General features: G+C 55.4%; 22 protein-coding genes. 12 read left to right on the top strand and 10 right to left on the bottom strand.

Translation table 11 applies throughout. From position 1 onward, the window contains the following. From JHD74_RS10300 to pilM, 7 genes are all read right to left on the bottom strand, one after another. A partial coding sequence (locus tag JHD74_RS10300; RefSeq protein WP_199062668.1) for a 3-dehydroquinate synthase occupies nt 1-419 on the bottom strand: 419 nt, incomplete at its 3' end. A 94-nt stretch (nt 420-513) separates the two neighbouring features. Then, nucleotides 514-1,035 carry a shikimate kinase AroK gene (aroK, locus tag JHD74_RS10295; protein WP_005271698.1) on the bottom strand — a complete coding sequence of 174 codons (522 nt, stop codon included), beginning with the start codon at nt 1,033-1,035 and terminating at the stop codon, nt 514-516. A gap of 552 nt (nt 1,036-1,587) precedes the next feature. Further along, nucleotides 1,588-2,835, bottom strand: a complete 1,248-nt coding sequence (gene hofQ / locus JHD74_RS10290) for a DNA uptake porin HofQ (protein WP_199062667.1) — start codon at nt 2,833-2,835, stop codon at nt 1,588-1,590. Between the two features lie 9 nt (nt 2,836-2,844). Further along, nucleotides 2,845-3,192, bottom strand: coding sequence for a DNA utilization family protein (locus JHD74_RS10285; protein WP_024527570.1), 348 nt, complete (start codon nt 3,190-3,192; stop codon nt 2,845-2,847). Then, nucleotides 3,185-3,694 carry a hypothetical protein gene (locus JHD74_RS10280; protein WP_074030283.1) on the bottom strand — a complete coding sequence of 170 codons (510 nt, stop codon included), beginning with the start codon at nt 3,692-3,694 and terminating at the stop codon, nt 3,185-3,187. The genes JHD74_RS10285 and JHD74_RS10280 overlap by 8 nt, the downstream gene beginning before the upstream one ends. Continuing rightward, on the bottom strand, nt 3,687-4,223 hold the full coding sequence (locus tag JHD74_RS10275; protein WP_074030281.1) for a PilN domain-containing protein: 537 nt from the start codon (nt 4,221-4,223) through the stop codon (nt 3,687-3,689). The genes JHD74_RS10280 and JHD74_RS10275 overlap by 8 nt, the downstream gene beginning before the upstream one ends. Further along, entirely contained in the window at nt 4,223-5,065 is an 843-nt protein-coding gene (gene pilM, locus JHD74_RS10270) for a type IV pilus biogenesis protein PilM (protein ID WP_199062666.1), read from the bottom strand. Before pilM ends, JHD74_RS10275 begins: the two co-directional genes overlap by 1 nt. Nucleotides 5,066-5,186: 121 nt before the next feature. Between pilM and mrcA the strand changes: the two genes are divergently transcribed. Continuing rightward, nucleotides 5,187-7,745, top strand: coding sequence for a peptidoglycan glycosyltransferase/peptidoglycan DD-transpeptidase MrcA (gene mrcA, locus JHD74_RS10265; RefSeq protein WP_199062665.1), 2,559 nt, complete (start codon nt 5,187-5,189; stop codon nt 7,743-7,745). Between the two features lie 105 nt (nt 7,746-7,850). Here mrcA and nudE read toward each other — a convergent pair whose 3' ends face one another. Then, nucleotides 7,851-8,405, bottom strand: coding sequence for an ADP compounds hydrolase NudE (nudE, locus tag JHD74_RS10260; RefSeq protein WP_074030278.1), 555 nt, complete (start codon nt 8,403-8,405; stop codon nt 7,851-7,853). A 449-nt stretch (nt 8,406-8,854) separates the two neighbouring features. Here nudE and JHD74_RS10255 point away from each other — a divergent pair, with 449 nt between their 5' ends. The 5 genes from JHD74_RS10255 to pckA all read left to right on the top strand — a co-directional run bounded on the left by JHD74_RS10255 (nt 8,855) and on the right by pckA (nt 14,881). Continuing rightward, nucleotides 8,855-10,987 carry an intracellular growth attenuator family protein gene (locus JHD74_RS10255; RefSeq protein WP_024527575.1) on the top strand — a complete coding sequence of 711 codons (2,133 nt, stop codon included), beginning with the start codon at nt 8,855-8,857 and terminating at the stop codon, nt 10,985-10,987. Nucleotides 10,988-11,072: 85 nt separating this feature from the next. Next, nucleotides 11,073-11,753, top strand: a complete 681-nt coding sequence (gene yrfG, locus JHD74_RS10250) for a GMP/IMP nucleotidase (protein WP_024527576.1) — start codon at nt 11,073-11,075, stop codon at nt 11,751-11,753. Then, nucleotides 11,750-12,157 (top strand): ribosome-associated heat shock protein Hsp15, encoded by a 408-nt coding sequence (gene hslR / locus JHD74_RS10245; RefSeq protein WP_021181711.1) that lies wholly within the window; start codon nt 11,750-11,752, stop codon nt 12,155-12,157. The genes yrfG and hslR overlap by 4 nt, the downstream gene beginning before the upstream one ends. 25 nt (nt 12,158-12,182) lie before the next feature. After that, nucleotides 12,183-13,061 (top strand): Hsp33 family molecular chaperone HslO, encoded by an 879-nt coding sequence (gene hslO, locus JHD74_RS10240; protein WP_024482748.1) that lies wholly within the window; start codon nt 12,183-12,185, stop codon nt 13,059-13,061. Between the two features lie 200 nt (nt 13,062-13,261). After that, on the top strand, nt 13,262-14,881 hold the full coding sequence (gene pckA / locus JHD74_RS10235; RefSeq protein ID WP_021807458.1) for a phosphoenolpyruvate carboxykinase (ATP): 1,620 nt from the start codon (nt 13,262-13,264) through the stop codon (nt 14,879-14,881). 182 nt (nt 14,882-15,063) lie between these two features. Here the strand turns inward: pckA and envZ are convergent, their stop codons facing one another. Continuing rightward, entirely contained in the window at nt 15,064-16,434 is a 1,371-nt protein-coding gene (gene envZ / locus JHD74_RS10230; RefSeq protein WP_024527579.1) for a two-component system sensor histidine kinase EnvZ, read from the bottom strand. Then, entirely contained in the window at nt 16,431-17,150 is a 720-nt protein-coding gene (gene ompR, locus JHD74_RS10225) for a two-component system response regulator OmpR (RefSeq protein WP_004709363.1), read from the bottom strand. The genes envZ and ompR overlap by 4 nt, the downstream gene beginning before the upstream one ends. Before the next feature lie 377 nt (nt 17,151-17,527). Between ompR and greB the strand changes: the two genes are divergently transcribed. The 6 genes from greB (at nt 17,528) to JHD74_RS10195 (ending at nt 24,715) form a co-directional block, all read left to right on the top strand. Next, on the top strand, nt 17,528-18,010 hold the full coding sequence (gene greB, locus JHD74_RS10220; RefSeq protein WP_024527581.1) for a transcription elongation factor GreB: 483 nt from the start codon (nt 17,528-17,530) through the stop codon (nt 18,008-18,010). A gap of 125 nt (nt 18,011-18,135) precedes the next feature. Next, nucleotides 18,136-20,466 carry a Tex family protein gene (locus JHD74_RS10215; RefSeq protein ID WP_199062664.1) on the top strand — a complete coding sequence of 777 codons (2,331 nt, stop codon included), beginning with the start codon at nt 18,136-18,138 and terminating at the stop codon, nt 20,464-20,466. 264 nt (nt 20,467-20,730) lie between these two features. After that, nucleotides 20,731-21,273, top strand: a complete 543-nt coding sequence (locus tag JHD74_RS10210; protein ID WP_199062662.1) for an RNA 2'-phosphotransferase — start codon at nt 20,731-20,733, stop codon at nt 21,271-21,273. 590 nt (nt 21,274-21,863) lie between these two features. Beyond that, nucleotides 21,864-22,088 carry a ferrous iron transporter A gene (gene feoA / locus JHD74_RS10205; RefSeq protein WP_199062660.1) on the top strand — a complete coding sequence of 75 codons (225 nt, stop codon included), beginning with the start codon at nt 21,864-21,866 and terminating at the stop codon, nt 22,086-22,088. Between the two features lie 75 nt (nt 22,089-22,163). Beyond that, nucleotides 22,164-24,476 carry a Fe(2+) transporter permease subunit FeoB gene (feoB, locus tag JHD74_RS10200; protein WP_199062658.1) on the top strand — a complete coding sequence of 771 codons (2,313 nt, stop codon included), beginning with the start codon at nt 22,164-22,166 and terminating at the stop codon, nt 24,474-24,476. Continuing rightward, the gene (locus tag JHD74_RS10195; RefSeq protein WP_024527586.1) at nt 24,476-24,715 is read left to right on the top strand and encodes a FeoC-like transcriptional regulator; all 240 of its coding nucleotides are present in this window, start codon (nt 24,476-24,478) and stop codon (nt 24,713-24,715) included. Before feoB ends, JHD74_RS10195 begins: the two co-directional genes overlap by 1 nt. The last annotated feature ends 20 nt before the right edge of the window (nt 24,716-24,735 follow it).

The raw sequence follows: 24,735 nt of genomic DNA, 5'->3' as shown, positions 1-24,735 counted from the left end.
CCAACGGAGGAGTCCACCTGCGAGAGCAGCGTGGTAGGAACCTGGATAAAACGCACACCGCGTTGATAGCACGCTGCGGCAAAGCCGGTCAGATCGCCAATCACGCCGCCGCCGAGGGCAATTAGCGTGGTATCGCGACCGTGGGGCTTTTCCAGCAGCGCCGAGAACACCTGCTCGAGTACGGCCAGAGATTTATACTGTTCGCCATCAGGTAGAATCACCTGATCCACCACTACGCCGCCCTGTTCCAGCACCGACCGGATACGCTCCAGATACAAGGGTGCCAAAGTCTGGTTGGTGACCAGCATGACCTGTTCACCCGCCTTTAGCGGCATAAAAGAAGCCGGATCGTCAAACAATCCGGCGGCTATGGTAATCGGGTAGCTACGCTCCCCAAGCGTTACGGTAATTCTCTCCATGTCGCGCTCAGTTCTCGGTGTGGTTTATCCCCGCCAACGCGGGGAACACAATCAGAATTTCCGCATTTGCCCGCGGCCAACACGGAACCCGCTATCAGTTACTTTCCAGCATGTTGATAATCTGGTTGGCAACCACTTTAGCGCTTTGATCGTCGGTGCGGATAGTGACATCTGCAATTTCTTCGTACAACGGATTGCGCTCTCTAGCCAGCGCTTCCAGCACCTCACGCGGAGGAGAGTCTACCTGCAGCAGCGGACGCTTCTTGTCGCGCTGAGTACGGGCCAACTGCTTCTCGATAGTGGTTTCCAAATAGACCACGACACCACGCGCCGACAGGCGGTTACGCGTTTCACGCGACTTAACCGAGCCCCCGCCGGTAGCCAGCACAATCCCTTGCTTTTCCGTCAGTTCATTAATGACTTTTTCTTCACGATCGCGGAAACCTTCTTCCCCTTCCACGTCGAATACCCAGCCCACGTCAGCTCCGGTACGTCGCTCAATTTCTTGATCGGAGTCGAAAAACTCCATATTGAGTTGCTGAGCTAACTGACGGCCAATAGTGCTTTTGCCGGCACCCATAGGCCCAACCAGAAAGATATTGCGTTTCTCTGCCATGTTTTTCGGTATTACTAAGACAATTCGTTAATGATAACCCGCCCCGCCAATCAAATTAGCGGCGGGACCTAAACTGAAACCTCATGAGCGATAGTGCGAGATCAGACGAAAAATTATCTCAACACTCTTGGTAGTTTGGCAACCGAATAAATCACTATCCACGCCGCAGGAGGGAAACCATACGTTTTTAACGGCGTCTTATACCCTATGGATCCCAGGTTTCAGCCTGGAAGACGACGGGTACAGCATTAACAAAAAAACCTCGGTGCTCAATTCGGTAACCCTTGTAAGCTAAATCGGCCGCAGCGTCAAACTCAGATGCCTCTAAGGCACGAAAAAAAGTGCATTTGCTTGCCAACTTTTAAGCGTTTTCAACGGCTAGGATTTTGGACTGAGACCTCATGAACCGAGCATTGCAGCGAGATCTCCGCTTGGAGTTTATCTGAAAAAGTAACGGGATGTCGCGATTTGGCAGATTAACGCTAACTTTCGTCGGTTTCCCTCATTTGGCCTTGGCGTCATCACTGCACCAAACATCACCATCGAGACAATTTAGACTTTAACCAGTGTGGGCGTGATGAAAATCACCAACTCGCGCCTTTTATGCTGTTGATTGCTGTGTTTGAACAGCGATCCCAGCAACGGGATATCGCCCACGCCAGGGACTTTATCGGTCGCCTGGTTACGCTGACGCTGAAAAATGCCCCCTAAGACAATGGTTTCACCATCTTTCACCGTCACCTGGGTTTTAATCTCCTGCTTGTCGATCGCCAGCGCCTCTCCTTCGCCCTGTTTGATCGAACGCCCGGGCATATTCTGGCTGATCTGTAACGCCAGGGTGATGCGGCCATTGGGTAAAATCTTGGGCGTGACCTCCATGCCCAGCACCGCGTCCTTGAACTCGATTGAGGTGGCACCGCTGGAGCCGCTCGACACCTCGTAGGGGATTTCCGTGCCCTGTTTAATACTGGCGGTTTGCAGATGTGCGGTGAGCAGGCGCGGGCTGGCGATAATCTCCACCTGATTTTCCTGCTCCAGCGCCGACAGCTCCAGATCCAGGATGCGCCCGCTGATGCGTGCCAGGTGGAAACCGGCCGTTATGGCGCTGTTTTCTACCGGCAGGCCAACGCTGAAATTGTCTATCCGCAACGTTTTGGCTGGCCTTTCTTCTGCTGCCAACCCCCACCTTACGCCAAGCTCCCGCAAATTCTCGCTGCTGATGGTGACAATATGGGCAGCCAGCTGCACCTGTTCCAGCGGGGTATCCATCTCTGCCACCCAGGTTTTCAACTGGGCCAGCGCCTGAGCGGTGTCACGCAGCAACAACGCGTTGCTGCGTTTATCCACCACGACGCTGCCACGCTCGGTCAATAATTTGCCGCGTTGGCTATCCAGGCTCTGCGCTATCTCACTGGCCTCCGCGTTTTGCAGCGTGATCGTCAGGTTGTGCAGCGGCTCCTGCTGCGCCAACGCCCGCTGCCGACGAAGCAGCTCCTGCTCATCCGGCTGTGGGAAAACCATCATCACATTGCCCTCCAGCGTCATCGTCAGCTTGCCCATGCGTAACACCACTGCCAACGCCTGCTGCCAGTGAACATTGTCCAAACGCAGTGTCAGATTGGTATCGACACCCTCGGCTGCGACCAGGTTCAAGTCTTGATACTCCGCCAGCGCCTGTAAAATCAGGCTGGCCGGGGTATCATGGAATGCCAGCGACACCGGCTTTTCCTGCTGCACGCCTGCCATCACCGCCAAAGGGAGAGCCAGCCATCCCACCAAAAGCCACTGATATCCTTTCATCGCTTTTCCTTACGTTTTCTTTCCCAACGTGAGCACCACACTGCCCGTGTGTGGCCGACAGGCTTCCGCCCTATCCTGCGCGACGAGTTCAAGCTGCCGGGGCTGGATCTGCATCACTTGCCAATCCCCATCCAGCACCCGCTGCCGGGGCAATAACCCCAACCACTGCCCCTGCGAGGTGACCACCCAGCCATAGCGCAAATCCGGCGTGCCAATAACCCCTTTCAGCCGCCAGCCCTCCGGTGAAATGGCAGGATCGGCGCAGGCCGCCGTTAGCGGTGGCTGGAACGGATCGCGATACTGTTCAGCCCACAGCGGGGCCGAGAACAACAGCCAAAACCACCACGCCTTATTCATCCGCCGCCTCTTCTAAGCTAATCAGAGTCAGTTGAGTGGTTAACCCTTCGGGCTGCCTCTCGACCTTCATTTGCCCAATCCTGCGGGTGGATGGCAGCGCCTCCAACAAGCGCAGCAAGCCCCCGAAATCTAGCTGTAACCATATCTTTTGCTGAGCTGGTTTCCCCTGCTGCTGGAAACGTAGCAGCCGCCCCCCAAGCTGATAGAGCTGAGTCCCCAAGTCCCCCGGCTCATCAGGCACGATCAACACCTGCTGCCCCAACCGCTGTTCAAGCTCTGCTAGCGGCGGTAGCCGGCTAAGTTGCTGCTGACGCTCTGCAATCTGGTGTTCCAACTGCTGACGCTGCTCATCCAGCCTTTCCCACCGCTGCCATTCCCCCGAGATCGGCCCACTGCCGGCCAACAGCCCAGCCCCGGCTAATACCAGCCATTGAGCCGCCAGCAGTTGCCAACCAGGCCGGGCGAGCCAGGGGAGCAGCCAGTCTGGCAGGGGCTTATCCATCTTGCCCCCAGCGTGCCGTTAGAGTGAACGCCAACCCTCCCTCCTTGCGTTGCGTGACTTCAACCAGACGACAGCCCTGCAACAAAGGTAGCCCGGCCAACCGCCGCTCAAAGGTGACAATCTCCTCATACGCCCCACCTTGCCCCCGCAGCAAGATCCCCTTGGCGTTCTCTTCAAAATCCGTGAGCCACAGGGTTTCAGGCAGCGTTACCGAGAGCTGCTGCAATAACGACAGGTAACGCAGGTTCTGCGCACGATTGTGCTGGTAACGGGCACTTTCTGCGGCCAAACGGGTCAATTCGGCCATCTTTTGCTGCGTCTGCTGAATACGCCCTGCCAGCTCAGTGTGTTGCTGCGTTAAGCCCTGCAATATCGAATGTTGCCTGGCCTGTTGGTAGAACAGCAAAAAGTAGACCGCCGTGAGCATAGCCAGCATCAACAGCAATTGAGCAACGAAGCAGCGTAACCAGAAGGTGTAGCGTTGCCGCTGCCATCTGAGGCGCCAGGGCAACAGATTGACCTGATACATCAGGCATCCTCGCGACGCAGAGCCAACCCGCCAGCCAGAGCAAACGCCATCGGCTGAGCAGGTAGCGGCGGGTATAAGCGGCTGAAAGCCGTGAACGGTGACCAGGGCATGGTGCCTTCTGGCGCGGCCTCGTCCAGCACGCTGCTGTAATACACCTCTTTAGCCCCCATGGCTGGGCAAGCTGAACGCAGTGCTGCCAACGCCTGCTTGACGCCGACGGCTTCCCCCGCAGGCAAGACGCCATAAGCAAAGGGCATCGCTTGCGGTGCTACCCATAGCCATTCCGACTCCAGGCGATGCAGCAGCCCGGCATCGGGAGCCAAGCCAGCAAATGCGGCCATCATGCTTAGCGCATTCGGTGCGATATCGATCACCTGGGGATGCAGATCCGCCAGTTGCAGGCATTGCAGCCATTGTCGCAGCTCCTGCTGGCGGGCCGCGGTGAGCAGCAACTGATGGGTATTGGGCTGCGCCTGGCGGTAATCCATTACCAACGTCTGGCTGTCTAACGGGAACTGTTTCAGGCCCTGGGTGGTGATGTAGTCATGGCGAACCGGCTCCTGTAAGCGCAGGTCTGGCAGGGGCAACGTCTGCTGTAAAACCCGCTGTGCGGGTAAAGCAATGCGTAAGGAAATATGTCTTGGTAACCGGCTACGCCACTGCTTGAGTACCGTCACCAACATTGCAGAACTCTCTAAATGCCCCGCCCGCAGCGCCGGGTAGGGCAATGCCTGTTGCCACCAATGGCGCAATTGCCAACCGTTACGCCGACGCTGCGCAGCCAGCGCTCTGATGCAGTGATCCTGGATATCCAACCCCACTTGCCACGTTTGAGAAAACATATTTCACCCCACCTCCGTACCCTCAGATAACAAAAGAACATATCCATGTTGCAGGCTTGCCTTTATACTACCGCGCGGTTGTTTATAAACTGCCCAATTGACATGAAATGGGAAATCTCAGGTGAAGTTCGTAAAGTATCTTTTAATCCTTGCAGTGTTTTGCATCGTGCTGGGAGCAGCCTCGATTTTTGGCTTGTACAAATATGTCGAGCCACAGCTGCCCGATGTCGCAACGCTGAAAGACGTGCGGCTACAAATCCCGATGCAGGTTTACAGCGCGGAGGGCGAACTGATCGCCCAATATGGTGAAAAACGCCGTATACCCCTCAAGCTGGACCAAATTCCACCAGTGATGGTGCATGCCTTCATCGCCACGGAGGACAGCCGTTTCTATGATCATCACGGGGTCGATCCCGTTGGTATCTTCCGTGCTGCATCGGTCGCGCTGGTTTCCGGCCACGCTTCGCAGGGGGCCAGTACCATCACCCAGCAGTTGGCCAGAAACTTCTTCCTGAGCCCGGAACGCACCTTGATGCGCAAAATCAAGGAAGCCTTCCTGGCGATCCGCATTGAACAGATGCTGACCAAGGATGAAATTCTTGAGCTGTATCTGAACAAAATCTATCTGGGTTACCGCGCTTATGGCGTGGGTGCTGCCGCGCACGTCTATTTTGGTAAGGATGTCAACCAACTGACGCTGAGCGAAATGGCTACCATTGCCGGGTTGCCCAAAGCACCTTCCACCTTTAACCCGCTATATTCCCACGATCGCTCCGTAGCGCGTCGTAACGTGGTGCTATCGCGGATGCTGGATGAGCGCTACATCACGCAGGCGCAGTACGATCAGGCCCGCAGTGAACCTTTGGTAGCCAATTACCATGCGCCGGAAATCAGCTTCTCCGCCCCTTATCTTTCAGAGCTGGTGCGTCAGGAGATGATCAAGCGTTACGGTGAAAACGCCTATACCGACGGTTACAAGGTGTACACCACCATCACCAAGCGGCTGCAACAAGGTGCGCAGGAGGCGGTGCGTAACAACATCCTCAACTACGACATGCGCCACGGCTATCGCGGCCCGTCAAACGTGCTGTGGAAAGTGGGTGAACCGGCCTGGGATCAGAAACAGATTGTCGATTCCCTCAAGAACCTGCCGAACTACGGCCCGCTGTCTCCTGCAGTGATCCTGCAGGCGGATGCCGAACAGGCTACCGCCATGCTGGCCGATGGCAGCCGCATTGCGCTCCCGATGTCTGGCATGCGCTGGGCACGTGCGTTCAAGAGCGACACGGTGCAAGGTCCTACGCCGAAGCGCGTCACCGACGTGGTGCAGCCGGGCCAACAGATCTGGGTGCGTAAAGTTAACGACAACTGGTGGCTGTCACAGGTGCCGGACGTGAACTCGGCGCTGGTGTCGCTCGATCCTAATACTGGCGCTATCAAGGCGTTGGTCGGCGGCTTCGATTTCAACCAGAGCAAGTTCAACCGTGCGACCCAGGCGCTGCGCCAGGTGGGTTCCAACATCAAGCCGTTCCTGTATACCGCGGCAATGGATAAGGGTCTGACGCTGGCCACCATCCTCAACGATCTGCCGATCACCCGTTGGGATGCCGGTGCCGGTACCGACTGGCGGCCGAAAAACTCGCCACCTACTTACGACGGTCCTATCCGACTACGCCAAGGCCTAGGCCAATCGAAGAACGTGGTGATGGTGCGGGCAATGCGCGCCATGGGCGTGGACTATGCCGCTGAATATCTGCAACGCTTTGGTTTCCCGGCGCAAAACATCGTACATTCGGAATCGCTGGCGCTCGGTTCAGCTTCGTTCACCCCGCTACAGGTGGCACGCGGCTATGCCGTATTGGCCAACGGTGGCTATCTGGTTGACCCGTACTTCATCACCAAGATCGAAGACGATACGGGTAAAGCGATATTCGAGGCCAAACCGAAAGTGGTTTGCGATAGCTGCAACCTGCCGGTGATCTACGGCGATACGCATCGTTCAGCCATGCTTTCCGACGATAACGTCGAGAACGTGGCGGTATCGCAGGAAGGCAACAATGCCAACGTCCCGATGCCACAGCTTGAGCAGGTAACCCCGGCACAGATGCAGCAGGATAACGACCAGCAGTATGCACCACACGTGATCAGCACCCCGCTGTCGTTCCTGATCCGTGATGCGTTGAACACCAATATCTTCGGTGAGCCGGGCTGGATGGGCACCGGCTGGCGCGCAGGCCGCGATCTTAAACGCCATGATATCGGCGGCAAAACCGGTACCACCAACAGTTCGAAAGATGCCTGGTTCTCCGGCTACGGCCCAGAAACAGTGACATCGGTGTGGATCGGTTTCGACGATCACCGCCGCAATCTTGGCCGTGCCTCCGCTTCGGGTGCCATCCCGGATCAGATTTCCGGTGGTGAAGGTGGGGCGAAAAGTGCTCAACCGGCTTGGGATGATTTTATGAAGGTGGCGCTGGAAGGCCTGCCAGAGCAGAAAGTCACGCCACCACCGGGGATTGTCAGCGTAACCATCGACAAGAGCACCGGCAAGCTGTCCAACGGGGGCGGAGGTAGCCGTTCCGAGTACTTTATCGAAGGCACTCAACCCACGGAGTTCTCGGTACATGATGCCGGAACCACCTTGACAGACCCTGGTGGCGAAAGCCACGAGCTGTTCTAAAAACGACAATGGCCAGAGCAATCTGGCCATTTTTTTATCTTGACCGGCGGGCACGGCATGTTCTGAGTCCGGTGAGGGTTTGTCAGCGGTGGAATCGATGGGGGGTTAGCGCGAACCGCGCAGGAATGCCTCTGCCAGGAACAATGCGCTGACATTGCGCGCCTCACGAAAGTCCGGTTCCGCCAGCAGTGCCATCATGTTGGCTATCGGCCAACGCACCTGGGGTAACGGCTCTGGCTCATCCCCCTCCAGGCTTTGCGCATAAAGGTCGTGTGCCAGCACGATATTCATCTGGCTGGAAAAATAGGAAGGTGCCATCGTCAGTTTGCTGAGGAAATCAAAGCGCACGGCCCCAAAGCCGACTTCTTCCATCAGTTCGCGGTTAGCGGCTTCCAACACCCCTTCACCAGGATCGATCAGCCCTTTGGGGAAGCCCAGCTCATAGGATTCGGTGCCCACCGCATATTCACGGATCAGCAGCAAATCATCCCCTATCACCGGCACAATCATCACCGCTTCGCGTTCCGAAGGGCGCATACGCTCATAGACCCGCCGCACACCGTTACTGAACTCCAGATCGACCGACTCAACGTTAAATAAACGCGAGCGCGCGACCGTTTCTACTTTCAGAATTTTAGGTTTTTGCAGCTGTTTATCCATGATGGCCTCAAATAGGTTAACCGCCTAATACACTGAATACTCAGTACTCTCAGGCAGGTAACCAGGATAATAATATGCGCGTTGTGGCAGACAGCAAAAAGGGTCAACCACTGGCTAAATTCGATCTTGATCACATTGTGCGTTAATGGGAACCATTTTCGCAACGAGCTTAGCCTGTAATTTACTTTTTTTTAACAAACCTGACCAGCAGCTATCCTGGTGGATAAAAAAACAGGTAGGCAAATAGGATAATCCTGATATCCGCACACCATGAGGATTGCTATGCTCGTGCAGGTTAAAAAATCGTACGGTAAATGCCTAACGATAGCCATGAATGAGAGCCGGATTACAACTAAACGGTGGGTCATTCTATCTCTGGGCGGTTAACTCCGTATAATGTCTGGCTTTGCGTAAGATTGGCGGTTTCATGGGTGTGGGACGAGAATAGCATGAGCACAATAGCGTTGATATTGGCCTTAGCGCTAGCCTGCCTGATCGCTGCTGGCCTTTACTTGTGGTTTAAATTCCGCCCCCAGCCAGCCTTGGCAGGTATCCTGCCGTTCGTCAAACCTACCCGCCGCAAACTGACCGCACCAGAGCGGGCAGCTATCGAGTATTACCTCAACCAACAGAACCGCCTGGGCAACAAACTGCTGTCAGGTTCCGCTTCCCTGCCTTCTGCCAGGCTGGCGTTGACCGCACAGAGCGATAACGTTTACCCGATCACCCATGCCATCACCCGCTATGGTCTGGCCAGCGATGAGCCCAACAACTGGCGCTACTATCTCGACTCGGAAGAAATCCATCTGCCTCCGTTCTGGGAGCAGTACATCAGCGCCGATAACCATGTCGAAGTGATCAAGACCCAGACGCTGCCGCTGGTGATCTCTCTCAACGGCCATTCGCTGCTGGATCATATTTACGACAGCCCACCTTCGCCAGTAGTGACTGCAGCCCCGACAAGGAACGCCTCCATCCGCAAAGAAGAGAGCGAACATATTGAGCTGGTTAACATTCGCAAGGAAACCCGCGAGGAACATGAGCTTAACCGGCCGAACGGCATCAAGGAAGCTGCCCTCATCTCTGCTGCCCTACTGCTGCTATTCCTCAGCCTGATCAGTCCAGTGGTAGTGATCCCCTGGATCATTCTGGTGGCGGTGCTAATGATCGTCTGGGGCTGCTGGCATCTGTTGCGCCGCCCGAGCGAAAAAGAGCTGAAAGAGGTGCACTGTCTGCGCGGCACGCCAAAGCGCTGGGGGTTATTCGGTGAGTCCAATCAGGGGCAAATCAGTAATATCTCTTTTGGCATTATCGATTTGATCTATCCCCCGCACTGGCTGCCTTACCTGAATGCGGACCTGGGTAAAACCACCAATGTGGATATCTACCTCAACCGGCAGGTGGTGCGCCAGGGGCACTATCTTTCCCTGCATGACGAAGTGAAGAACTTCCCCTTGCAGCAGTGGGGCAAGAACGCCGTATTAGCGGCCAGTTCGCTCGTGGTGCTGTTGTTACTGTTAATCTACATTCCACTCAGCCTGCCCGCTAAATTGAGCACCGCGTGGTTACAGGGCACGCAGAAAACGGAAGTCACCAGCGTTCAGGCACTGGAGGCCATTCCACTGCATATCGGCGATAGGCTGAAAATTCAGGGCAACGGCATGTGCTACGTTCCTTCGGGCAACAACAGCGCCACTGCGCCGAGCTTTATGCCTTTCGATTGTTCGGGGATCTACTGGAATACGGCTACCCCGCTGCCACAGCCCGAATCGGAAGTGATCGATAAAGCGGCTGCGCTGATGGCCACCATCAACCGGCAACTGCACCCAAGCGGTGCCGAGCAGAAAGTGAACCCGCAGTTGGCCAGTGCCATTGAAAAGTCAGGCATGATCCTGCTGGATGACTTTGCAGATATCGTATTGAAAACGCAGGATCTGTGCGGCACGGAGGCCGACTGTGTGCGTTTGAAGAACGCATTGGTCAATCTGGGTAACGTCAAGAACTGGGCCAATCTGGTGAAACGGGCCAAGTCCGGGGCGCTGGAAGGCGTCAACGTTCTGCTGCGGCCGGTCAGTGCTGAATCGCTGGAGAACTTGAGCAACGCGGCTACCTCTGCCTTTGTGGTGCGGGAAACCCGTCAGGCCGCTGCGGCCCTCAATAGTCCACCGCCGGGCGGTTTCTTGATCACCAGTGACGAAGGCAAGCAGTTGGTGGATTATCCCTTGCCCACGCAGCCGCTGAACGAATACAACTCACTCGACCAATGGAACGAACTACAGCGTCTTAGCAGCATGCTGCTACATACGCCGTTCCGGGCAAACGGGGTGATCACCAATATTTTTGTCGATGCCAACGGCACTCGGCATATCGCTCTGCATAGTGAACCGGATATCGTGACCCTGTGGCGCTATCTTGGCACCAGCCTGCTGTTGCTGGTGTTGGTCGTCGTGCTGGGTTACAACTCCTGGCGGCTGGTACAACGCTGGCGCAAAAACCAACATCGCCTCGCCGATATCCAGCGCTATTACGACAGCTGCTTCAACCCGCAGCTCACCCCGATATCCATACGCCCAATGGCGTAGCCTCCGCCCTGCCATCCGCCTATACTAGGCTGTATGTTTTTTTATCATCTGCGGGATACCGCTATCCCGCCTATGGAGTTGGTACATGGTTCCTGAGTTTGACTGGCACGATATTGATACCGTACTGCTGGATATGGACGGCACCTTGCTGGATCTGGAGTTCGACAGCCATTTTTGGCTAACGCTGGTACCGCAGGCGTTGAGTGAGCAACGGGCCATTCCCTTCGACGACGCCAGCAACATCATTCATCAGGAATACCTGGCCGTGCAACACACCATGAACTGGTATTGCTTTGATTACTGGAGCGAACGCCTTGGGCTGGATATCTACCAAATGACCAGCGAAGTCGGTAACCGCGCTCGGCTGCGTGAAGATACCCAGCCGTTTTTGCAGGCGTTACGCGATGCCGGGCAACGCACTATCCTGCTCACCAACGCGCATCCACACAGTCTGGCGGTGAAGGTTGAGCACACCGGTTTGGATCGACACCTTGATTTATTACTTTCCACCCACACATTTGGTTATCCGAAGGAAGATCAGCGTCTGTGGCAGGCCGTTCAGCAGCAAACCGGCTTTGACCCGCAGCGCACGCTGTTCGTGGATGATGGTGAACCGATCCTGGATGCCGCCCGCAAGTTTGGTATCCGCTACTGTCTTGGTGTGCAAAACCCGGATTCCAGTATGGCGAGCAAAACTTTCCAGCGTTATCCGTCGATGAGCGACTACCGCCAGTTGATACCGGCGTTGGAAAGGAGGGAGCAATGAAAGCCAAAGCAACACCGGATGAGGCCGTCCGCCTGGATAAATGGCTGTGGGCCGCCCGATTTTACAAAACCCGCGCACTGGCCCGCGACATGATCGATGGCGGCAAGGTGCACTACAACGGGCAGCGCGGCAAGCCGAGTAAAGCCGTTGAAATCAACGCCGAAATCAAGCTGCGTCAGGGCAATGACGAACGCACTGTCATCGTGCTGGCCATCAATAGCCAACGGCGTGGAGCCGATGAGGCGCAGCTGATGTATCAGGAAACCGAGGCCAGCATTGCCAATCGCGAAAAAGTGGCGCTGGCACGCAAGATGAATGCGCTGACCATGCCGCATCCGGATCGTCGTCCGGACAAGAAAGAGCGGCGCGATTTGATTAAATTTAAATTTGGCGAGCAGGAATAATCCCTCGCCTCACTGAGAGAAAACTATGTCCAACCATGACCAATTGCACCGTTACCTGTTCGAAAACTACGCGGTGCGCGGTGAGCTGGTTACCGTCAGCGAAACCTATCAGCACATCCTGACCAACCATGATTATCCGGCACCGGTACAAAAGCTGCTGGGCGAATTGCTGGTAGCCACCAGCCTGCTCACCGCCACGCTGAAGTTCGACGGTGACATTACCGTTCAGGTGCAAGGTGACGGCCCGCTGAAACTGGCGGTGATCAACGGCAACAATCGCCAAGAAATGCGTGGTGTAGCCCGCGTCGAAGGCGAGATTGTGGCCGACAGCACCCTGCACCAGATGCTGGGTAACGGCATTATGGTGATCACCATCAGCCCGTCTGAAGGTGAACGCTATCAGGGCGTGGTGGGTCTGGAAGGTGAAACGCTGGCCCAGTGTCTGGAAGGGTATTTCCGCCAGTCCGAACAGTTGCCAACGCGCCTGTTTATCCGCACCGGCGAAGCCGAAGGTAAACCAGCAGCCGCTGGCATGCTGTTACAGGTGCTGCCAGCTCAGGATGGCAATGCCGATGATTTCGACCATCTGGTACAGCTGACCGCCACCATCAAGGATCACGAGCTGTTCACCCTGCCAGCTAACGAAGTGCTGTATCGCCTCTATCATCAGGAAGAGGTCACACTGTACGAACCCCAGGACGTGATCTTCCGCTGCACCTGTTCACGCCAGCGCTGTGCCGATGCCTTGATCACGCTGCCAACGGAAGAAGTGGCCGACATGCTGGAACAGGACGGCAACATCGATATGCACTGTGATTACTGTGGTAATCATTATGTATTCGATGCGTTAGACATCGCAGCCCTTCACAACGGCAATGCCGACAGCAGCACCCAACTGCATTAAGCAAAACCGCGGTGTGACGTGCGTCGAGTTGTGACGCACGTCAGCCCCCGCCGTTTGCACGCTTGCTTTATTCCGTGGTCTACATCTCATAACGTAACTAAAAAACGTTTAATACGTTAAATATTTGATACCTATCGCGGTTACATCGCCATGGATCCCTACAATTGTCGCCAGAAATTCTGTGATCAAGGAGTAGTGACATGCGTGTTAATGGTATAACCCACCAGGATCTTGCCGCTTATGGAATTCATAACGTTGGTGAAATCGTTCACAATCCGAGTTATGAATTACTGTTTAAGGAAGAAACGGACCCTTCACTGCAAGGGTTTGAGCGTGGTGTAGTAACCAATCTGGGTGCCGTTGCCGTCGATACCGGCATCTTCACCGGCCGTTCGCCAAAAGATAAGTACATCGTTCGTGACGATATCACCCGGGACACCGTCTGGTGGGCCGATCAAGGTAAAGGCAAGAACGATAACAAACCCCTCAGCCCTGAAGTCTGGGCAGATCTGAAAAAACTGGTCACCGAGCAGCTTTCCGGCAAGCGCCTGTTCGTGGTCGATACCTTCTGCGGTGCTAACGCAGACTCCCGCCTGAAAGTCCGCTTTATCACAGAAGTGGCCTGGCAAGCGCATTTCGTCAAAAACATGTTTATCCGCCCGAGCGACGAAGAACTGCAGGGCTTTGAGCCTGATTTCGTGGTGATGAACGGCGCCAAGTGCACCAACCCGAACTGGCAGCAGCAGGGAATGAACTCGGAAAACTTCGTGGCATTCAACCTGACCGAGCGTATGCAGCTGATCGGCGGCACCTGGTACGGCGGCGAAATGAAAAAGGGTATGTTCTCCATCATGAACTACCTGCTGCCGCTTAAAGGCATTGCCTCCATGCACTGCTCGGCCAACGTGGGCGAGAAAGGCGACGTGGCGGTATTCTTCGGCCTGTCCGGCACCGGTAAAACCACCCTGTCCACCGATCCGAAACGCCAATTGATTGGCGATGACGAACACGGCTGGGATGACGATGGCGTCTTCAACTTCGAAGGCGGCTGCTACGCCAAGACCATCAAGCTGTCGGAAGAAGCCGAGCCAGATATCTATCACGCCATCAAGCGTGATGCGCTGCTGGAAAACGTCACCGTATTGGCCGACGGTACCGTGGACTTCAACGACGGATCGAAAACCGAGAATACCCGTGTTTCCTATCCGATCTATCACATCCACAACATCGTCAAGCCGGTATCCAAAGCGGGCCACGCTACCAAGGTGATCTTCCTGACTGCGGACGCCTTCGGCGTACTGCCGCCGGTATCACGCCTGACGGCCAACCAGACCCAGTACCACTTCCTGTCCGGTTTCACCGCCAAGCTGGCCGGTACCGAGCGTGGCGTTACCGAGCCAACGCCAACCTTCTCTGCCTGCTTTGGTGCGGCATTCCTGTCACTGCACCCAACCCAGTATGCCGAAGTGCTGGTCAAGCGCATGCAGGCAGCCGGAGCCCAGGCTTACCTGGTGAATACCGGCTGGAACGGCACCGGTAAGCGTATTTCGATCAAAGACACCCGCGGCATTATCGACGCCATCCTCAACGGTGAAATCGATAAGGCAGAAACCATCACGCTGCCAATCTTCGATCTGTCGATGCCAACCGCCCTACCAGGCGTTGATCCAGCCATCCTCGACCCACGTGCCACCTATGCCAACATAGAACAGTGGGAAGAGAAGGCGCACGATCTGGCGAACCGCTTTATCACCAACTTCGACAAATACACCGATACCCCGGCAGGTGCTGCACTGGTCAGCTCGGGTCCGAAACTGTAATAGCGTTGATTAACCACCTAAGAAAAGGCGCGGAATTCCGCGCCTTTTCTATTTGTGGCTGATTTGCACTTGAGGTGGGTTTGCCTTCATGGCTGACTTGCACTTGTGGACGATGTTTAGGGGCGCAGCACGCAGCGCCCGTTAACAAACAGGCCACAGTGCTGTGGCCTCAAGTCAGGATATCAGGCGTTCTCTTTGGCTGGAGGAGTCCCGCTGGCAGTTTCTTTCTTCTCGATCGGTAATGGGAGGTAAGCTCGGATACGCAGCCCACCGCGCTCGCTGGTGCCGATATCCAGCACGCCAGCATGAGCGTCAATGATGCGCTGCACGATCGCCAGCCCCAACCCGGTGCCGCTGGTGCTACGCGCACTGTCGCCACGTACAAAAGGTTGGAACAGGTGCTTCAGCTCTTCCGGCTTGATACCGGGGCCATCATCCTCCACCTGGAACCAGCCGCGCTGCAGTTCGCGCCCGCTGCTGACCTTGATCCAGCCGTTGCCATAGCGCGCCGCATTCACCACCATGTTCACCACCGCACGTTTGATCGATAGCGGATGCACGTCCACCATCAGCTCACCCGGCAGAATATCGGTTTCAATCACCCGCTCGTAGCCGCTTTCGGTGGCCACCACTTCGCCCAGAATGGAGTTCAAATCGCAAATTTCGGTTTGCATCTCCTGGCCGGTACGCAGGTAATCAATAAATTGCTCGATGATGGCGTTACATTCTTCGATATCTTTATTGATCGACTCCGCCAGATAACCGTCTTGCTCGCTCATCATTTCCGTCGCCAGACGGATGCGCGTCAACGGTGTGCGCAAGTCGTGACTGACTCCCGCCATCAGCAGCGTGCGATCGTCGGCCAGCAACTTCACCCCAGAGGCCATCTGGTTGAAGGCCCGGGTTACCGAGCGCACCTCAGAGGCACCATACTCACGTAGCGGCGGCGGAATAATACCTTTTCCTACCTGCAAGGCAGCATGCTCAAGCTCCACCAGAGGGCGGTTCTGAATGCGAATAAACAGCCAGGCGCCGCCTATCGCCAGCAACATAATCGCCAAGGTGTAGCGGAACAGCGGCGAGAAATCGCCTTGATGGATTTCGGTGAGCGGAACGCGTACCCAGATATCCGGCTGCAACCAGGTTTTCAGCCAGACCACCGGGGAGTTTTTGTTCACCTCGACGCGGACGTCGGTCGGGCCACCCAGTTGCTGCGCCATCTGCTGGCTAAGGAATTGGTAGTGTTGCGCCCAGCGCAGGCCGCTCTCTTCTGCAGCCGCGTTGGTATAAAGCGAAATGCCCAGCTCGCGATAGATCTCGCGGCGGAACGCTGGCGGCACCTCCAGCAAGGTACCGTCCTCCAATTGCAGCCGATCGGTCATCAGCATACGAACTTCGTACGCCAATACCTTATTGAACTGCTGCAGACTGGGCAGGATGGCGAAGTTAAGCACCACCAGATAGGTCGTCACCAGGCTGACGAACAGCAAGGTGACGATCAACAGCAAAGTTCGGGCAAACGAGCTACGCGGTGAAAAGCGTAATCGCCTCATGCCTTACTGCCGTCCGGAACGAAGACGTAGCCAAGACCCCAAACGGTCTGGATATAACGTGGATGTGCCGGATCTTCCTCAACCATGCGGCGCAGGCGCGAGATTTGCACGTCGATGGAACGCTCCATCGCACTGTATTCGCGGCCACGGGCCAGGTTCATCAGCTTATCGCGCGACAATGGTTCACGTGGGTGGCTGACCAGGGCTTTCAGCACGGCGAACTCACCGCTGGTTAATGGCATAGGTTCATCTTCACGGAACATCTCGCGCGTGCCAAGGTTCAGTTTGAATTTACCAAAGGCGATCACCGCCTCTTCCTGAGAAGGCGCACCCGGCAGTTCGTTGGCCTGGCGGCGCAGCACGGCACGGATACGAGCCAGCAGTTCACGCGGGTTGAACGGCTTAGGGATATAGTCATCGGCACCGATTTCCAGCCCGACAATACGGTCCACTTCTTCACCCTTGGCGGTCACCATAATGATCGGCATCGGGTTGCTTTGGCTGCGCAGGCGACGGCAAATGGACAGCCCGTCTTCACCCGGTAACATCAGGTCTAATACCATCAGATGGAAAGACTCACGCGTCAGCAAACGATCCATTTGCTCAGCGTTGGCAACGCTGCGAACCTGGAAGCCCTGTTCGGTTAAGTAACGCTCTAAAAGCGCACGCAGGCGCATGTCATCATCGACGACCAGAATCTTGTGATTCTCTTGCATTGTCTGACTCCCAAAGGCTGTATTGCCTGATTCTAGACTGTGGCCCGCACTTATGCATTGGCACCGCTGGCGGCTATTTGGCAACAGCCTCGTATTGTTCAAAAACCCCATCATTACTGACAGCGTTTAATGGTATATATTCTAGACGAAATTGTTACAAAGATTATTCTTTTGCCCAAATATCAACAATTTTCACTTAAACCGGGGCCGATGATCGGTAAAAACTTCCCGCTGCGTATGATGTACACTCTTGGCAGAAAACCGCAAGACTGGCGAATTGGCAGTGTACCTCAGGTTTATAAAAAAAACGCCAACGGATATGGTGGCTGCTTTATGCGAGAATGCCCACTGCTCCTGTGATTCGATGATGGATGACAATGAAAACATTGCTGATCACCCGTGAGGGTTACAACAAGCTCAAAAAAGAACTGGATTTTCTGTGGCGTGAAGACCGCCCGGAAGTGACCAAGAAAGTCACCTGGGCCGCCAGCCTGGGCGACCGAAGTGAAAACGCCGATTACCAATACAATAAAAAGCGGCTGCGTGAGATCGATCGCCGGGTGCGCTATCTCACCAAGTGCCTCGAGCAGCTGAAAATTGTCGATTATTCGCCACAGCAGGCGGGCAAAGTGTTCTTTGGGGCCTGGGTAGAGATCGAGAATGACGATGGCGATACCAAACGCTTTCGCATCGTGGGTTACGACGAAATCTTTGGCCGTAAAGACTACATCTCCATCGACTCACCAATGGCCCGCGCCTTGCTGAAAAAAGAGGTGGGAGATACGGCCACGGTTGAGACCCCGGCGGGGATTGCCTACTGGACAGTCAACGAGATCGAATATATCAAAGACGTAGAATAGTTGAGACCGTAGGGGCGCTGCATGCTGCGCCCGTCAAAACCTCGGCCCTCTGGACTGGCATTTTCCCCCTGCAAAACGTATAACTATCCCCCTATCGATTATCGCTGCTAACAGATACCTGACTTATGACTGATCCACTGAGCCGCATTATTGCAACCGAACTGCAGGCCCGCCCGGAGCAAGTTGACTCCGCCATCCGTCTGCTGGATGAAGGTAATACCGTGCCGTTTATCGCACGCTATCGTAAGGAAGTCACCGGGGGCCTGGATGATACCCAACTGCGTCAGTTGGAGACTCGTCTGGGCTATCTGCGTGAACTGGAAGATCGCCGCCAAACCATCCTCAAGTCCATTGAAGATCAGGGTAAACTGACCGAACAGCTGGCGGGGGCAATCAACGCCACGCAAAGCAAAACCGAACTCGAAGACCTTTACCTGCCCTACAAACCGAAACGCCGCACCCGTGGGCAGATCGCTATTGAAGCCGGTCTGGAGCCGCTGGCAGACTCCCTGTGGCAAGATCCGCAACAGCAGCCAGAACAGCTGGCAGAAGGGTTTGTCGATGCCGAGAAGGGCGTGGCAGACGTCAAAGCGGCGCTGGACGGCGCACGCTACATCCTGATGGAACGCTTTGCCGAAGACGCGACCCTGCTGGCCAAGGTGCGTGACTACCTGTGGAAAAACGCCCATCTGGTGTCCAAGGTTGTCGAAGGTAAAGAAGAGGAAGGCGCGAAATTCCGCGACTACTTCGATCATCACGAACCGATTGCACAAGTGCCTTCGCACCGTGCACTGGCAATGTTCCGTGGCCGCAATGAAGGCGTGCTGCAACTGGCGCTGAACGCCGATCCGCAATTTGAAGAAACCCCGCGTGAAAGCCAGGGCGAGCTGATTATCACCAACCATCTCAACCTGCGCCTGAACAATGCGCCGGCAGATGCCTGGCGTAGATCCGTGGTTAACTGGACGTGGCGCATCAAGGTGTTGCTGCATCTGGAAACCGAGCTGATGAGCACCCTGCGTGAGCGCGCGGAAGACGAAGCGATCAACGTTTTCGCCCGCAACATGCACGATCTGCTGATGGCCGCCCCGGCTGGTATGCGCGCTACCATGGGCCTGGATCCTGGCCTGCGCACCGGCGTTAAAGTGGCGGTGGTGGATGCCACCGGCAAGCTGGTTGCCACCGATACCGTCTATCCGCACACCGGGCAGGCAGCCAAAGCCGCTGCGGTCGTTGCCGCGCTATGTATCAAACACAAGGTTGAGCTGGTTGCCATCGGTAACGGTACCGCGTCCCGCGAGACCGAGCGTTTCTTTGCCGAGCTGCAACAGCAGTTCCCAGAAGTAAAAGCCCAGAAAGTGATCGTCAGCGAGGCCGGAGCTTCGGTGTATTCCGCTTCCGAGCTGGCCGCGTTGGAGTTCCCAAACCTCGACGTCTCGCTGCGCGGTGCGGTTTCCATCGCCCGCCGTCTGCAGGATCCGCTGGCCGAGCTGGTGAAGATCGATCCGAAATCTATCGGCGTAGGCCAATACCAGCACGACGTCAGCCAAAGCCAGTTAGCCAAGAAGCTGGACTCGGTGGTGGAAGACTGTGTGAACGCCGTTGGCGTTGACCTGAACACCGCCTCCGTACCGCTCTTGACCCGTGTAGCTGGCCTGACGCGTATGATGGCGCAGAATATCGTCACCTGGCGTGATGAGAATGGCCGCTTCAGCAACCGTGAACAGTTGCTGAAAGTAAGCCGTTTGGGGCCAAAAGCCTTCGAGCAGTGTGCGGGCTTCCTGCGCATCAACCACGGCGATAATCCGCTGGATGCGTCAACCGTTCACCCGGAAACCTACCCGGTGGTAGAACGCATTCTGGCCGCAACCCGCCAGGCTCTGCAAGATTTGATGGGCAACCCGAGCGCGGTACGCAGCTTAAAAGCCAGCGACTTTACCGATGAGAAATTCGGCGTACCAACGGTCACCGACATCCTGAAAGAGCTGGAAAAACCGGGCCGCGACCCACGCCCGGAATTCAAAACAGCTACCTTCGCCGAAGGGGTGGAAACCCTCAACGACCTGCAGGTAGGCATGATCCTGGAAGGCTCGGTCACCAACGTCACCAACTTTGGTGCCTTTGTTGATATTGGCGTCCATCAGGACGGCCTGGTGCACATCTCGTCATTGGCGGACAAGTTCGTTGAAGATCCGCATACCGTGGTGAAAGCCGGCGATATCGTCAAGGTGAAGGTGATGGAGGTGGATCTGCAGCGTAAGCGTATCGCGCTTAGCATGCGCCTTGATGAGCAACCGGGTGAAGGTTCACCACGCCGTGGCGGGGGCAATAATAGCGCTCCAGCTCGCGATAAAAACTCACGCCCTGCGGCTAATAAGCCTAAACCACGCAACAGCACCCCGGCAGGTAACAGCGCTATGGGTGACGCGCTGGCCGCCGCATTTGGCAAGAAATAATGAGCTGAGGGGATAAACCCTTATCCCCTCCTTCGGCTGTCTCTTGATCGGTTCTGCGATCAAGAGACAGCGCGGATTTATTACGGTCGATGAGATACATGTATTCAACTATGGACTTCTGGAGTTCGTAGGTAAGTTAGTCATCAATCCACTAGCTCGGGGATGACATCCCACCTTACATAGCGCCAGCAAAATTGCTCTCTTCATTTACACCAGCCATAGATTACCCAGTAATATACGGATACTAACGACAAGGAATGTGAAATGAGTTATCAAAATCAAGACGTAAGCAAGTTTTTAAGCTATGTATTACGCCACCAACCAGAATCTATCGGTTTAACGCTGAACAGTGAAGGATGGGCGAATCTAGACTCGCTTATCGCCTGTGCAGCTAAAAAGGGTAGGATACTTGACCGGCCTCTAATCAGATCGGTTGTAGAGAACAGTGACAAGAAGCGCTTCTCTATTTCTGATGATGGTGGTTATATCCGCGCTGTACAAGGGCACTCCTCAAAACAGGTTGATATCCGCTATCAGGAACAGACCCCGCCACAGTACCTTTACCATGGCACGGCAACACGTTTTATCGCTTCAATTCATCAAGACGGATTGCTCGCAGGCTCCCGTCAGTATGTGCATCTATCCGCTGATATCACTACAGCCACCGCCGTTGGCCAACGGCATGGCAAGCCTGTTGTGTTAACCATTGATGCCCTGGCAATGTACCAAAATGGCTTTAAATTTTATCAGGCTGATAATGGGGTCTGGTTGACGACGGCTGTGCCAGTGACGTTTATTGGTGAGTGATGGCAGAAATGAAGGCATTTTTGCCAATTGTCCTTCTAGCGCCCCCCCGACAATTTTGACCTGCCGCAATAAAATGGCGATTTTTTTGTCGTCCTGTTTCGCATCATCGCCTTCATCTCCCACTCCGGTAAAAATACCCCGCTGTTAACACCCTCATTAACACCGCCGTTTCAGACCGTCGATTGTGCCGTAAACACAAATACTTACCCCTCTCATTTACAGCAAGCGATGTTGCCAGATCTGCCCCATGAAACTTTCAGCCGCACCAAAAGGGCTACAACTGTTTCATTACCGCAAGAAAATGCACAAATTTGCAACTTAATTAACCTTTTGCGCTCATTTGCAGTACGTTGGGCTTAGTGCTAAAACTAGGGCTGGCAAGGCGTACATTGCAGATATGACAGCATTTACAATTGCCCATAAATTCCGTATTGAATACGATAATTGTTATCACTATGATTCTGTGTATTCAGTGCGCTGTTTTTGGCTCGGCGCTCCTGGCCCCATACACCTTTTCACAGGTAGTCTGGGCAGCAAATGTTCTGAAGGTGGCATTCCCATAGGAATTCCCAACTCATTGAGAAGGCGATATGCAGCTGCTTCCTAAACATACCTATAAAATCACCGGCTTCGCCAACGAGATCAGCCCGGCCTACCGCCAAAAATTACTGTCGCTTGGCATGCTGCCCGGCTCGCAGTTTGACGTGGTACGCGTGGCACCGTTTGGCGATCCAATAGAAATAAAGACTCGCCGCGTTAGCCTGGTACTGCGGAAAAAAGATTTAGACCTGATCCTGCTAGATAGCCAAGCGTAACGCGCTGTCCCCGCCTCAGGCAGTTGCCGTGTGCAAACACGGCCGATACTTAATTCACTGATATCACGTTGGTTTATGAAAAAAATCACTATTGGCTTAATCGGTAACCCGAACTCGGGCAAAACGACGCTGTTCAACCAGCTCACCGGAGCACGCCAGCGGGTCGGTAACTGGGCTGGGGTGACAGTTGAACGTAAAGAGGGCCAGTTTACGACGCCGCAGTCGCAGGTCACGCTGGTGGATTTACCAGGCACCTACTCGCTCACCACCATCTCCGAACAAACCTCGCTGGATGAGCAGATCGCCTGTCACTACATCCTGGGCGGCGATGCGGATATGCTGATCAACGTGGTCGATGCCTCCAACCTGGAGCGCAACCTCTACCTGACGCTGCAACTGCTGGAGCTGGGTATTCCGTGCATCGTGGCGTTGAACATGCAGGATATTGCCAAAAGCCAGAATATTGAGATCGATGTCGTCGCCTTGGCCGAGCGCCTTGGCTGCCCGGTGGTATCCATGGTTTCTACCAAGGCCGACGGCATTGGGCTGCTGAAACAGACCATCGACAATCACCGTTTCAACCAGTTAAAAGCGCTGGTGACCTATCCGCCGTTGCTGCTGGACGAAATCGCTACGCTGACAGAGGCCATGCCTCAACAGTTGCCCACCGAACAGCGGCGCTGGTTGGCCCTGCAAATGCTGGAGGGCGACATCTATAGCCATCAGTTAGCCGGGAAAGCCACCGAGCTGCTGGCACATTCCAGGTTAGCGTTGCAACAACAGCAGCAGGAAGATCCCGCGCTGGTGATTGCTGATGCCCGCTACCAGTCGATCGCCACTATCTGCGATGCGGCCAGTAACTCCAAGCTGGCGTTGCCAAACCGCCTGACGGAAGTGCTGGATCGGGTGATCCTCAACCGCTGGCTGGGGGTGCCCATCTTCCTGCTGGTGATGTACATCATGTTCGTATTGGCGATCAACATCGGCGGCGCACTGCAACCGATCTTCGATCTCGGTTCGGCGGCCATCTTTATTCAGGGCATCCAGTGGGTCGGTTATACCCTGCATTTCCCGCAGTGGCTGACCGTTTTTCTGGCGCAGGGCGTGGGCGGCGGTATCAATACCGTGCTGCCGCTGGTTCCCCAGATCGGCATGATGTATCTGTTTCTGTCATTCCTGGAAGACTCCGGCTATATGGCGCGAGCGGCTTTTGTGATGGACCGCCTGATGCAGGCGCTCGGCTTGCCGGGTAAATCCTTTGTGCCGCTGATCGTCGGCTTTGGCTGTAATGTGCCGTCCATTATGGGCGCACGCACCTTGGATGCCCCACGCGAACGCCTGATCACCATCATGATGGCCCCTTTTATGTCCTGCGGCGCACGTTTGGCAATTTTTGCCGTATTCGCCGCGGCCTTCTTCGGCAAGGATGGCGCGGGCGTGGTGTTCTCACTGTATATGCTAGGCATCGTGGTGGCTATCCTCACCGGCCTGGTGCTGAAATACACCATTATGCGCGGCGAAGCATCGCCGTTCGTGATGGAGCTGCCGGTTTATCACGTGCCACATCTGAAAAGCCTGCTACTGCAAACCTGGCAGCGCCTGAAAGGCTTCGTGCTGCGCGCCGGGAAAGTGATCGTCATTGCCAGCATCTTTATTGGCGGCTTGAACAGCTTCTCGTTCAGCGGCCAGCCGGTAGACAGCATCAATGATTCAGCGCTGGCCTCAGTCTCCAAGGTGCTGACTCCGCTGTTGCAACCCATGGGCGTACACAGTGATAACTGGCAGGCGACCGTCGGGCTGGTGACAGGGGCGATGGCCAAAGAAGTGGTGGTCGGGACGCTCAACACGCTGTACACCGCAGAGAACATCACCAATGAGCACTTTGATGCCGCCAACTTCAATCTGCTTGATGAACTCGGTGCCGCCGTCAATGAAACCTGGCAGGGTCTGAAACACACCTTCAGCCTGAGCGTACTCTCCAACCCTATCGAAGCCAGCAAGGGCGATGGTGAGATGGGCGTGGGCTCAATGGGCGTCATGAGTAGCAAATTTGGCACCTCAATCTCTGCTTACAGCTATCTGATTTTCGTGTTGCTGTACGTTCCCTGCGTCTCAGTGATGGGAGCCATTGCACGTGAATCCAGCCGGGGTTGGATGACCTTCTCCATCCTGTGGGGGCTGAACGTGGCCTATTCGCTGGCAACGCTGTTCTATCAGGCAGCGACCTTCAGCCAACATCCACAATACAGCGCTACGGCGATCCTGATCGTGCTACTGTTCAATGCGCTGGTGCTCTTGGGCTTGCGCAAGGCACGTAGCCGCGTAACGATCCGTTTGCGTAGCGCCACCACGGCGTCCTGTTGTCAAAGTTCGGGTGACTGCCACTGATGGCGAGCCTGCTGCAAATCCGTGATGCGCTTGCCCTACGGGGCAGCGCTCAGGCGCAACAGCTGAGTCAGCAACTGGCAACGCCCTTGCCATTGGTTGAGGCAATGCTGCAACGTTTGACCGCAATGGGGAAAGTTGAACGTATTGAACTCGATAGCAGCGAATGCCTGAGTGGCGGCTGCAAAAGTTGTCCAGAAGGGTTGGCTTGTCAAACGGTGATTTATCGTTTGAAGGAGTGAATACAGGGGCGCGATAGTTA

This window comes from Serratia sp. ASV30 (genome assembly GCF_016428815.1).
Taxonomy (GTDB): Bacteria; Pseudomonadota; Gammaproteobacteria; order Enterobacterales; family Enterobacteriaceae; genus Chania; species Chania fonticola_C.
Note: the sequence above shows the minus strand (reverse complement) of the source record. Positions and strands in the feature narration are given on the sequence as shown.

Coding starts and splice junctions, on each gene's coding strand:
- JHD74_RS10255 (WP_024527575.1), top strand. CDS start 8,855: ATGAGCACAATAGCGTTGATATTGGCCTTAGCGCTAGCCTGCCTGATC.
- JHD74_RS10285 (WP_024527570.1), bottom strand. CDS start 3,192: ATGAATAAGGCGTGGTGGTTTTGGCTGTTGTTCTCGGCCCCGCTGTGG.
- JHD74_RS10195 (WP_024527586.1), top strand. CDS start 24,476: ATGGCGAGCCTGCTGCAAATCCGTGATGCGCTTGCCCTACGGGGCAGC.
- feoB (WP_199062658.1), top strand. CDS start 22,164: ATGAAAAAAATCACTATTGGCTTAATCGGTAACCCGAACTCGGGCAAA.
- envZ (WP_024527579.1), bottom strand. CDS start 16,434: ATGAGGCGATTACGCTTTTCACCGCGTAGCTCGTTTGCCCGAACTTTG.
- JHD74_RS10275 (WP_074030281.1), bottom strand. CDS start 4,223: ATGTATCAGGTCAATCTGTTGCCCTGGCGCCTCAGATGGCAGCGGCAA.
- greB (WP_024527581.1), top strand. CDS start 17,528: ATGAAAACATTGCTGATCACCCGTGAGGGTTACAACAAGCTCAAAAAA.
- ompR (WP_004709363.1), bottom strand. CDS start 17,150: ATGCAAGAGAATCACAAGATTCTGGTCGTCGATGATGACATGCGCCTG.
- JHD74_RS10280 (WP_074030283.1), bottom strand. CDS start 3,694: ATGGATAAGCCCCTGCCAGACTGGCTGCTCCCCTGGCTCGCCCGGCCT.
- yrfG (WP_024527576.1), top strand. CDS start 11,073: ATGGTTCCTGAGTTTGACTGGCACGATATTGATACCGTACTGCTGGAT.
- hslR (WP_021181711.1), top strand. CDS start 11,750: ATGAAAGCCAAAGCAACACCGGATGAGGCCGTCCGCCTGGATAAATGG.
- feoA (WP_199062660.1), top strand. CDS start 21,864: ATGCAGCTGCTTCCTAAACATACCTATAAAATCACCGGCTTCGCCAAC.
- hofQ (WP_199062667.1), bottom strand. CDS start 2,835: ATGAAAGGATATCAGTGGCTTTTGGTGGGATGGCTGGCTCTCCCTTTG.
- aroK (WP_005271698.1), bottom strand. CDS start 1,035: ATGGCAGAGAAACGCAATATCTTTCTGGTTGGGCCTATGGGTGCCGGC.
- pckA (WP_021807458.1), top strand. CDS start 13,262: ATGCGTGTTAATGGTATAACCCACCAGGATCTTGCCGCTTATGGAATT.
- JHD74_RS10215 (WP_199062664.1), top strand. CDS start 18,136: ATGACTGATCCACTGAGCCGCATTATTGCAACCGAACTGCAGGCCCGC.
- hslO (WP_024482748.1), top strand. CDS start 12,183: ATGTCCAACCATGACCAATTGCACCGTTACCTGTTCGAAAACTACGCG.
- pilM (WP_199062666.1), bottom strand. CDS start 5,065: ATGTTTTCTCAAACGTGGCAAGTGGGGTTGGATATCCAGGATCACTGC.
- nudE (WP_074030278.1), bottom strand. CDS start 8,405: ATGGATAAACAGCTGCAAAAACCTAAAATTCTGAAAGTAGAAACGGTC.
- JHD74_RS10210 (WP_199062662.1), top strand. CDS start 20,731: ATGAGTTATCAAAATCAAGACGTAAGCAAGTTTTTAAGCTATGTATTA.